Raw genomic sequence first — 11,142 nt, 5'->3', positions numbered from 1 at the left:
GTATAAAAGTTTAATATACTCCGATAATATTAAATCCACCGTCGACATATATAACTTGTCCGGTAATTCCAGAAGCTAAATCACTTATTAAAAAAGAAGCTGAATTTCCAATTTCTCGAATAGATATATTTCTCTTGATAGGAGAATTTTTTTCATAAATAGATAAAATTTTTTTAAAATTATCAATTCTATACGAAGAGATAGTTTTAATTGGTCCTGAAGAAATTGCATTCACTCGTATTTTTGGACCTAATGAACACGCCATATATCGTACATTCGCTTCTAATGAAGCTTTTGCTAAAGCCATAAAATTATATCCTGGAATAAACCTTTTTGATCCTAAATAAGATACAGTTAATAAACTCGAATTATCATTTAAACTATTTTTAAAATATTTTGCTAATGCTACAAAACTATATGAACTAATTTCATGAGATGCAATAAAAGCTTTTCGATTGATAAAACGCATATAATTTTTATGAAAATATTTTTTTTTTAAAAAAGCAATAGAATGAACAATACCATCAAATTTTTTCCATTTTTTTTTTAAATTTACAGATAAATTTTTTATTTCAATATCATTTTTAAAATTACATTTAAAAAAAATATTCGAATTAAATTTTTTTGCGATAAATTTAATTTTATTTTCATATTTTTTTTTTTTATATGTGAATGCTAATTTTGCTCCATAAAAATGCATAGATTTTGCAATACCGTATGCAATGGAAAATTTATTATATAGTCCCACTATTAAAATTTTTTTTTGAGATAAAAAACTCATTCTTGAACCTATTGAATTATTTTAAAAAATAATTTACTTTATAAAAATATTTTTTAAAACTAATATTTATATAAATTAATTTTTTTTGCAAGATTAATGGATAAACCAAGATAATTGAAAGGAGTTAAATTATATAATTTATACTTTTCTAAATCGGAAATTTTTAAGTTATCAATAAATTTTTTAAGAATTTTATAATTGACTTTTTTCCCACGAAATAAATTTTTAACTTTTTCATAAGAATTTTTTATACCCATTTTTTTCATAGTTATTTGTATAGGTTCTAATAAAATTTCCCAATTTTTTTTTAAATCTTTTAATAAATTTTTTTTATAAACCTTTATCTTATTTATGCCAATTAAATTAAAATGATAACTAATAATAGAATAAGAAATTATACTTCCTAAATTTCTTAAAACAGTAGAATCACTTAAATCTCTTTGCCAACGTGAAATAGGTAATTTAGAAGAAAAATGTTGTATTAAAGCATTTGAAATTCCTAAATTTCCTTCAGAATTTTCAAAATCAATTGGATTAACTTTATGAGGCATAGTAGAAGAACCAGTTTCTCGAAAATTAATCTTTTGTATAAAATATTTTAAAGAAATATAACCCCAAATGTCTCTATTAAAATCAATTAAAATTGTATTAAATCTAAACATACATAATAGAAATTCTGATATATAATCATGTGGTTCAATTTGAGTAGTATATGGATTCCATGTAATATTTAAAGATTCTACAAAATATCGATTAATTTTTTCCCAATTTAAATCAGGATATGCAAAAACATGTGCATTATAACATCCAACTGCTCCATTAAATTTTCCTAATATTTCTATTTTTTTTAATTGTTCCATTTGTCTTTTTAATCTATAAGAAAAATTAGCAATTTCTTTACCTATAGTAGAAGGTGTAGCAGGTTGTCCATGAGTTCTAGATAAAATAACATTTTTTCTATATTTATAAGCCATATAATCCATTTTTTTAATAATCTTTTTCCAATATATCAAAATATATTTTTCTTTTGCTTTCTTTAACATCAATGCATAAGCAAGATTATTAATATCTTCAGAAGTACATGAAAAATGAATAAACCCTATAATTTTTTTTGAATTTTTTATTTTTTTTATTTTTTTTTCTAAAAATAGAATAATAGCCTTTAAATCGTGATTTGTATATTTTTCGATATTTTTTATTTGATTTGCATCATTTAAATTAAAATTTTTAATAATATTATTTAATATATCATTACTATCATCATCTAATGATATTTCAGGAATTTCTGGAATTTTAGATAAATATTTTAACCAGAAAATTTCGATCATTATTCGATATTTGATAAATCCATATTCACTAAAAATTTGTCTTAAACCCTTAGTAATTTTATTATATCGACCATCTAATGGAGAAATAGATTTTAAATATGAAAATATCATATTTTTCCCTTATTTAAAAATTAAATAATTTTATATTTATTATTTAAAAAAATTTTTAATTGGAATATTTTTTGAAATCACGCCACCTCCCAAACAAATATTATTTAAATAAAAAACTGCAGATTGTCCAGGAGTAACTGAAGAAATATAAGAGTTAAATATTACTTTAAAAACATTTTTATGATTCTTATTTATTACACATAGACATTCTTTTTGTAAATATCTTGTTTTAATCATACATTTTAAAGGAAAAACAATTAATTCTTGATTAATCCAATGTATTTTATGTATATATAAACCTTTAGATAATAAATAAATACTATTTTTTCCTTGCGTGACAATTAATATATTATTTTTTATATCTTTACCTACAACATACCACGGAATATTATAAAATCTTTTTAGTCCACCGATATTTAATCCTCTTCTTTGACCTAAAGTATAATGAAATAAACCAGAATGCTGTCCAACAATTTTCTTTCTAACAGTCATAATTAACCCAGGACAAACAGTCAAATAATTATCTAAAAATTTTTTATAAAATTTTGGTTGTATAAAACATATTCCAGTAGAATCTTTTTTTTTATAAACAGATAATTTTAATTTTTTAGCTATTTTTCTTACTTTGTTCTTTTTTAAATACCCTAAAGGAAATAAAATTTTTTTTAATTGATCTTGCGTTAAAGTATATAAAAAATAACTTTGATCTTTTGTTTTATCGATTCCTTTTAATAAATAAAACATTTTATTTTTAAAATAATTTATAGCATAATGACCAGTAGATATATAATCAGCTTTTAAATATTCTATAGAAAATTTTAAAAAATAATGAAATTTTATCTCTTTATTACATAATATATCAGGATTTGGAGTTCTTCCTTTTTGATGTTCAGATAAAAATTTTTGAAAAACATTATTCCAATACTCTAATGAAAAATTTACTGTATGAAGGTAAATATTTAATGTTTTACAAACATTTTTTGCATCTTCTAAATCTTTTTTAGAATGACAATATTCTGAATCATCATCTTCTTCCCAATTTTTCATAAAAACACCTTCCACATGATATTTTTTTTTTAATAAAAAAGCAGAAACAGATGAATCAACTCCTCCAGACATAGCAACAATAACTTTTTTTTTAAACAAAATATTTTCCTTTATATTCTAAAAATCTATACCTTACTTTTTTTATTATAATGAATTATGATATAGTTAATAATTTAAATTTAAAATACAAAAAACAAAAATATATAAGAATTATTATAATATAAGTTAATATATAAATTATCAAAATATTCAATATAAATTAAAAAAAATTTTCCAACATATGAATTTTCAAAACATCTAAAAAAATCATTTATAATCTTTAATTGTAACTTTCATGGTATTAAAATTTAATGAAAAAGATAAGAAATTTTTCTATTATTGCGCATATAGATCATGGAAAATCTACTCTTGCTGATAGATTAATTCAAATATGTGGGAATCTAACCGAAAGAGAAATTTCTCCTTGTATGTTAGACACTATGGACATAGAAAAAGAAAGAGGAATTACAATAAAAGCTCAAACAGTAACGATAAATTATACAGCAAAAAATAGAAAAAAATATAATTTAAATTTTATTGATACTCCTGGACATGTAAATTTCTCCTATGAAGTTGAAAGATCTTTATCAGCTTGTGAAGGTGCATTATTAGTTATTGATTCCACTCAAGGAATAGAAGCGCAAACTCTTTCAAATTGTTATACAGCATTAAACATGAACATAAAAATTATTCCAGTAATTAATAAAATTGATTTACCACATGCTGACATAAATAGAGTGAAATCAGATATAGAAGATATTATTGGAATTTCTTCTCAACATGCTATTTCCTGTTCTGCAAAAACAGGATTAGGTATAAATACTTTATTAGAAAAAATCGTTCATGAAATACCATATCCATCTGGAAAAAATAAAAATCCTTTACAAGCAATTATTATTGATTCATGGTTTGATAATTACTTAGGAGTGGTATGTTTAATACGTATTAAAAACGGTTTTTTACAAAAAGGTTCAAAAATTCAATTAATGAGTTCAAAAAAAATATATAAAATTGAAAAACTAGGAATTTTTACACCTAAACAAATTTCTTTAAACAAATTAAAATGCGGAGAAGTTGGATGGGTTATTTGTGGCATTAAAAATATATCTTCTGCTCCTGTAGGAGATACTTTAACTTCAGAAAAAAACCCATGTGAAAAAGCACTTCCTGGATTTAAAAAAATAAAACCACAAATATATGCTGGATTATATCCAATCAATGCAAGTCAATATAAAAATTTTAAAGACGCATTAGTAAAATTAAGCTTAAATGATGCATCATTATTTTATGAACCAGAAAATTCTAAAGCTCTAGGTTTCGGTTTTAAATGCGGATTTTTAGGAACATTACATATGGAAATTATACAAGAAAGATTAGAGCGAGAATATAATCTTAATTTAATTTCCACTCCACCTACAGTAATTTACGAAATACAAATGATCGATAAAAATAAAATTATTTATATTAATTCGCCTATAGATTTTCCATCTAAAGACAAATACCGCGAAATTCGTGAACCAATAGCAGAATGTATTATTCTATTTCCACAAAAATATATTGGAAATATTATATCTTTATGCGTTCAAAAAAGAGGAATTCAGAAAAAAATGGTTTATCATACTCATCAAGTGTCATTAACGTATGATATTCCAATTTCTGAAATTATTTTCAATTTTTTTGATCAAATTAAATCAGTTTCTAGTGGTTATGCATCATTAGAATATAAATTTAAAAAATATAAAAAATCTAATTTAATTTGCTTAAATATTTTATTGAACTCTGAAAAAATTGATGCTCTATCTTTAATTGTACATAAAGATTCTTGTTATAAAAAAGGAAAAGAAATAGTTGAAAAAATGAAAAAAATTATACCTAGACAACAATTTAATATTTCAATTCAAGCAGCAATTCATAATAAAATAATTGCACGTGTAACTATTCCACAGTTAAGAAAAAATGTTTTATCTAAATGTTATGGAGGTGACATATCTAGAAAAAAAAAATTACTACAAAAACAAAAATTAGGCAAAAAAAAAATGAAAAGAATTGGAAAAATTAAATTACCTAAAACAGCATTTTTTTCTCTTTTAAACACAAATTAAATAAATCAAAAGGCATAATATGCACAATATTTTCATAATATGTTTTTCTATTTTTGTTACTTGTATGGGAATTTTATGGTTCATAGAAAAAGTTCAAAATATATATAATAAATATACATTAACAAAAATTGAATATTTTATCTACCAAAAACAAAAAAAATCAACGAGTAACATTTTTCCTATTTTATTTATCATATTTATGACACGAACGTTTTTATTTGAACCATTTAGTATTCCTTCTAATTCAATGTTACCAACTATTTTATCAGGAGATTTTATATTAGTAAATAAATTTGCATATAATATCAGAAATCCCTTTAATGATAAAATATTATTTCACATTAATTCCCCTCAAAGAGGAGATATTGGAGTTTTTCAATATCCAAAAAATAAAAATATAAATTATATAAAAAGATTTGTTGGATTACCAGGAGATTATATTCAATATAAAATGTTAAAAAAAGAAATATCCATTCATAATCATAACAATAAAACATTTTATTCTATTGAATTAGTAAAATATAAAAAAATAAATGATGAACAAAATTCTTATAAACAAGAAATCATAAAAAATGTTCATTATATTATTTGCGTTGAACAAGATAAATATGATAACAATCAACTTTATTTTCAACAAAAAAATATGAAGCAAGGTACATGGAAAGTTCCAGATAACCAATATTTTGTTTTAGGAGATAATAGAGATAATAGTTCTGATAGTCGTTATTGGGGATTTGTTCCTGAAGAAAACTTAATCGGTAAAGCAACTATAGTGTGGTTTAGCGTGAAACAAAATAGTAATATATTTCCATTTGGAATAAGATTTTATAGAATTGGACAAGCTCTATATTTAAATTAATATTTTTATTCATAAAATATTATTTAAATAAAATATGCATTATGAAAATAAAATTGGTAAATCATGGATTCTATTGAAAAAAAAAACATTCAAAAAATACTAGGATACGTATATACGAAAAAATCACTTTTAAAACAAGCATTAACTCATCGGAGTTCTAATATAAATCATAATGAAAGATTAGAATTTTTAGGAGATTCTATTTTAAGTTTTGTTATCGCTCATGCTTTGTATAAATGTTTTCCTAAACTCAATGAAGGGGAAATGAGTAGAATAAGAGCTTCTTTAGTAAGAGGAAATACACTAGCAGAAATAGCAAATGAATTTGATTTAGGTGAACATTTGAAACTAGGACCAGGAGAATTAAAGAGCGGAGGATTTAAAAGGGAATCAATATTAGCAAATACCGTAGAAGCTATTATTGGAAGTATATTTTTAGATAGTAATATAAAAACAGTAGAAAAATTAATTTTAAAATGGTATCAAAAAAGATTGAAAAGCATTCGTCCTGAAAAAACACAAAAAGATTCTAAAACAAGACTTCAAGAACATTTACAATCTAAACATTTACAATTACCAATATATAAAGTGATTAAAACATGTGGAGAAGCACATAATCAACTATTTACAGTCGAATGCAAAGTTTTAAATACTTCAAAAAATTTCGTTGGAATTGGATCAAGCCGAAGAAAAGCAGAACAAAACGCTGCTCAATACGCATTAATAAAATTGGGAATAGAATGAAAAAAAAACAAAAATATTGTGGTGAAATTCTTATTATAGGAAATCAAAATACAGGAAAATCTAGTTTAATGAATAAATTAGTTGAGAAAAAAATTTCAATTACTTCAAAAAAAAGAAACACCACACAAAAAAAAATTTTAGGAATACAAACAATAAAAAATTATCAATTTATTTATATTGACACACCTGGATTAACAAGACATAATAATAAAAAAAAATTTTTAAAAAACATATATTTCAATCAAAAAATTAATAAAAAAATAAAAATAATAATTTTCGTACTTGATAAATTACTACTTGAAAAAAATATACAGATAATCACAAATTTTTTTAAAAAAAAAAAAATCATTCTTTTAATTGTTTTAAATAAAATCGATAAAATAAAAAAAAAAAATATTATCTTACCTTTTATTAAAAAAATTAAAGAAAAATGTTTTTTTAAAGAAATTATACCAATTTCATCTAAAACAGGAGAAAATATTAATATTCTTAAAAAAATAATTAAAAAGAATCTTCCCAAAAATAAACATGAATTTCATAAAAATAAATGTGAAAATTCTTCTACTAAATTTAAAATAAAAGAAATCATCAGAGAAAAAATTATGAGATATTTTGGGGATGAATTGCCTTATATCATAAATATTAAAATTTATTCTATGATACCAAATCAATATGGAGAAATAATTATTAAATCTAATATTTACGTCAAATATGCAAGACAAAAAAAAATATTTATAGGAACGAAGGGAAATAAAATAAAATTATTAAGTCTCTTAGCAAGAAAAGATATAAAAAAAATATTAAAAAAAAATATTCATCTTTACATATGGATCAAACATAAAAAATTTTAACAATATTATATAAAAAATTATCTATTCATTTTAAAAAATAATAATTATGAAAATCATTGGTGTTGGCATTGATCTCTTACGAATTAAACGTTTAAAAAAAATTTCTCAAATACATGAAAAAAAATTTTTAAAAAAAATTTTAACAGTAAAAGAAAAATTTCATTATTATGAAAATACAAGAAAAATAAATTTTTTAGCCAAAAGTTTTGTTATTAAAGAAGCTGCGTGTAAAGCTATTGGAATTGGAATGAGAAAAGGAATATCATTTAAAAAAATTGAAGTATATAATAATAAATTTAATCAACCGAAAATAAGATTTCTAAAAAAAATTTTTATAAATAATATTTTATTAAAAATTACAAAATCTTATGTTAGTTATACTAGTGAAAAAAAATATGTACAAGCAATTGTCATATTGAAATAAAATACATCATTTATTTCATCTTTTTGTTAAAAAAAAATTTTTTAATAAAAAAGAACATTTTCTTTTTAAAACATTTTTGATCACTTCAATTTTTAATTTTTTATTTTTTAAAATAAATTTACTCAAATATAAAAAATTATTTATTTTTTTTTGATTAGCTCCTATTACTAATGTTTGAATTCTACTATTTAAAACAGCTCCTAAACACATTAAACAAGGCTCTAAAGTAACATATAAAGTGGATTTTAATAATCTATAATTTTTTAAATACATTCCTCCCTTTCTTAACGCAAGAATTTCTGCATGACCAGTTGGATCATTTTTTTTAATAGAATTATTCCACCCCACTCCAATAATTTTATTTTTATGTACCAATATTGCTCCAACTGGAATTTCACCTTGATTCAATGCGACTCTTGCGAAAAATAATGCAATCTCCATCCAATATTCATTTTTTTTTAAATTATTTATTTTTTTCATATTCAAATTTTAAAATTTTTACAAATTCTGGATAACTCTCTTTTTAAAAACTTATTTTTTTTCTCATGTCTTTTATCGTATAATTTTTTCCCTAAAGCTAAACCTATATTAAGTTTACAAAAAGAATTTTTCCAAAAAACAGAAATTGGAACAATAGTATACTTATTATTCTTATTAATTTCATTTGCAAGAAAATGTATTTCTTTTTTTAATAGTAATAATTTTCTGTTTCTATTAAAAAATTGTGATGAATGAAATAAAAAAGCACTTTTTAAAGGTTGTATTTCACAATTTACTAAATAGATTTCATTATCACGTAATAAAATATAACTTCTGCTAATATTAATTTTTCCTTGACGTAAAGATTTTACTTCCCATCCCTGTAAAACAATTCCTGCAACAAATTTTTTTTTAATAAAAAAATTAAATTTTACTTTTTTATTAAATGATATAATTTTTTTTTTATTTTTCTTTATCATGATATTTTAAGAAAATGATCTATATAAAATTATTTATTCATTTTAAAAATGTTTCTCTAAAATATATTTATATTTATAAGTTTTTTTAAAGTCTTGATTTAAATAATCATACCAAGACTTATGCAATTTATATCTTCATATAAAATAAAAGAAAAAATTTATTAACTCGATATAGAAACCATAGCTGGTCGTAATAAACGATTATTTAATAAATAACCTTTCTGCAATACTTGTATGACATGATTTTTTTTAATTTTTTTAGATTTTTTTAAAAACATAGCTTGATGTATGGACGGATCAAAAACAACATTTACTTTTTCAATTACAGTAACACCGTTTTTTAAAAGCGTCTGCAAAAGAAAAATATTATTTTCTAATAATTTTTCAGAAATCTTTGGAATATTATTTTGTGAATTTAAAATAGTTTTTAAAGCCATTTCTAAACTATCTATAATAGGTAGTAATGAAATAATAATTTTTTCTAAAGAAAATTTATATTTCAAAGTATTTTCTTTTATTAATCTTAATTTCATTTTTTTAAAATATTTTTTATTATTTTTTTTGCAAGATTTATATTTTTCTTTTAATTCTAAAAACTTAGATTTTAAAGATTTTATTTTTTTTAGATTTTCTAATGATTCTAGATTTTTAATCTTTTTCTGTAATTTTTTTTTTTCTTTTAAAGACATATTATTTCCTTAATTTATTTTAATACAAATTAAAAAAATTATTTTTCATAAAAAAAATAAAAAATATTGAAAATTTTTTATTATAAATTTTTTTTGATTAAAGGTATATTCTAAGATTAATCTATCTGTTGATATTTTAAAACATCTTTTAGAAATAATAATTAAACTTTGAATCAAAGTAAATTTTAATCAAAAAAGTAATAGATATTTTTGAAATATCCACTCTGTTTAAAATAAATTTAAAAAACATGAAAAGAAAAAGATATTTTGTCTTATAATTTATATTAAAAACAAAATAATTGAATAATCTGAGGAAATTATAGAAAAAATATAAAAAATTCTTCGGTGCGAACGGGACTCGAACCCGTGACCTCCGGCGTGACAGGCCGATATTCTAACCGACTGAACTACCGCACCAAAATATATATTTAAATATTCTTAAAATCAATTATACTATAATTTTAAAAAAAAACAATATTTTATTTAAATCTTCTTATTGATCCATAAACATTTAGATTTTTTTTGCATATTTTTTAAATATTTTATATGTAAAAGATTTTCTTTATTAGTATTTTTTTGAATATAACTTTTTTTTATAAAATTTTTTTTCTTTTTATTTGAAAAAAAAATTTCTTTTTTAAAATCCATAAAAAAAAAAGTTTTTTGCAAAGATGTCATCAATAAATAAACATTAGCTAATAATCTAGCATCTAATATCGCGCTATGTTTTTTTCTATCGTGATGAATTTTATACCTTTTGCATAAAGCATCTAAATTATTTTTTTTACCTGGAAAAATTTTTCTTGATAATTTTAGAGTATCTATAATTGAACAATAATTTTCTATTTTGCAAATATCTTTTTTTAACAAACTTAGTTCATAATTAATAAAACCTAAATCAAATTTAGCATTATGAATAATTAATTCAGAATTTTTGACATAATCAATAAAATTTTTATAAATTTCAGAAAAATGAGGTTTATCTAATAAAAATTGATCTGATATCCCATGTACTTTATAAGCATCTTTATCTATCAATCGATTAGGTTGAAGATAAACATGAAAACTATTTTTGGTGATTTTTCTGTTAATAATTTCAATTGCTCCAATTTCAATAATTCGGTGATCTAAATATATTGGACCAGAAGAATTCATCCCTGTAGTTTCAGTATCTAAAACAATTTTACGAGAATATTTATTCATATTAT

At 21.1% G+C, this 11,142-nt stretch carries 12 protein-coding genes and 1 tRNA gene; 5 read left to right on the top strand and 8 right to left on the bottom strand.

The window, feature by feature from the left end; genetic code table 11:
* Window positions 1–10 precede the first annotated feature (10 nt).
* The 3 genes from M3Y47_RS00440 to mnmA are packed head-to-tail and all read right to left on the bottom strand — an operon-like array spanning window position 11 to window position 3,339.
* Complete coding sequence (locus tag M3Y47_RS00440) at window positions 11–781, bottom strand: enoyl-ACP reductase FabI (RefSeq protein WP_252839526.1); 771 nt, start codon at window positions 779–781, stop codon at window positions 11–13.
* A gap of 59 nt (window positions 782–840) precedes the next feature.
* Window positions 841–2,220 (bottom strand): adenylosuccinate lyase, encoded by a 1,380-nt coding sequence (gene purB / locus M3Y47_RS00435; protein ID WP_252839525.1) that lies wholly within the window; start codon window positions 2,218–2,220, stop codon window positions 841–843.
* Window positions 2,221–2,259: 39 nt separating this feature from the next.
* Window positions 2,260–3,339: a tRNA 2-thiouridine(34) synthase MnmA gene (gene mnmA / locus M3Y47_RS00430; RefSeq protein WP_436835290.1), complete on the bottom strand. Its 1,080-nt coding sequence runs from the start codon at window positions 3,337–3,339 to the stop codon at window positions 2,260–2,262.
* Window positions 3,340–3,617: 278 nt separating this feature from the next.
* Here mnmA and lepA point away from each other — a divergent pair, with 278 nt between their 5' ends.
* The 5 genes from lepA (at window position 3,618) to acpS (ending at window position 8,286) form a co-directional block, all read left to right on the top strand.
* Window positions 3,618–5,408 carry a translation elongation factor 4 gene (gene lepA, locus M3Y47_RS00425; RefSeq protein ID WP_252839524.1) on the top strand — a complete coding sequence of 597 codons (1,791 nt, stop codon included), beginning with the start codon at window positions 3,618–3,620 and terminating at the stop codon, window positions 5,406–5,408.
* Between the two features lie 19 nt (window positions 5,409–5,427).
* Window positions 5,428–6,267, top strand: a complete 840-nt coding sequence (lepB, locus tag M3Y47_RS00420; protein WP_252839523.1) for a signal peptidase I — start codon at window positions 5,428–5,430, stop codon at window positions 6,265–6,267.
* Window positions 6,268–6,330: 63 nt separating this feature from the next.
* Entirely contained in the window at window positions 6,331–7,011 is a 681-nt protein-coding gene (gene rnc, locus M3Y47_RS00415; RefSeq protein ID WP_252839522.1) for a ribonuclease III, read from the top strand.
* The gene (gene era, locus M3Y47_RS00410; RefSeq protein WP_252839521.1) at window positions 7,008–7,862 is read left to right on the top strand and encodes a GTPase Era; all 855 of its coding nucleotides are present in this window, start codon (window positions 7,008–7,010) and stop codon (window positions 7,860–7,862) included. Before rnc ends, era begins: the two co-directional genes overlap by 4 nt.
* A gap of 46 nt (window positions 7,863–7,908) precedes the next feature.
* Window positions 7,909–8,286, top strand: coding sequence for a holo-ACP synthase (acpS, locus tag M3Y47_RS00405; protein ID WP_252839520.1), 378 nt, complete (start codon window positions 7,909–7,911; stop codon window positions 8,284–8,286).
* A gap of 15 nt (window positions 8,287–8,301) precedes the next feature.
* Here acpS and tadA read toward each other — a convergent pair whose 3' ends face one another.
* The 5 genes from tadA to dnaQ form a co-directional block, all read right to left on the bottom strand.
* Window positions 8,302–8,766 (bottom strand): tRNA adenosine(34) deaminase TadA, encoded by a 465-nt coding sequence (gene tadA, locus M3Y47_RS00400; RefSeq protein WP_252839519.1) that lies wholly within the window; start codon window positions 8,764–8,766, stop codon window positions 8,302–8,304.
* 2 nt (window positions 8,767–8,768) lie between these two features.
* Window positions 8,769–9,245 (bottom strand): SsrA-binding protein SmpB, encoded by a 477-nt coding sequence (gene smpB / locus M3Y47_RS00395; protein WP_252839518.1) that lies wholly within the window; start codon window positions 9,243–9,245, stop codon window positions 8,769–8,771.
* 161 nt (window positions 9,246–9,406) lie between these two features.
* Window positions 9,407–9,934, bottom strand: coding sequence for a nucleotide exchange factor GrpE (locus tag M3Y47_RS00390; protein WP_252839517.1), 528 nt, complete (start codon window positions 9,932–9,934; stop codon window positions 9,407–9,409).
* 343 nt (window positions 9,935–10,277) lie between these two features.
* Window positions 10,278–10,351 (bottom strand) — tRNA-Asp (locus M3Y47_RS00385).
* 66 nt (window positions 10,352–10,417) lie between these two features.
* Entirely contained in the window at window positions 10,418–11,137 is a 720-nt protein-coding gene (gene dnaQ, locus M3Y47_RS00380) for a DNA polymerase III subunit epsilon (RefSeq protein WP_252839516.1), read from the bottom strand.
* Between the last annotated feature and the right edge of the window lie 5 nt (window positions 11,138–11,142).

Source organism: Buchnera aphidicola (Sipha maydis), assembly GCF_024029855.1.
In the GTDB taxonomy this organism is placed as follows: domain Bacteria; phylum Pseudomonadota; class Gammaproteobacteria; order Enterobacterales; family Enterobacteriaceae; genus Buchnera_J; species Buchnera_J aphidicola_BI.
The sequence above is the reverse complement of the archived record's forward strand: the minus strand, read 5'-3'. Positions and strand labels throughout refer to the sequence as shown.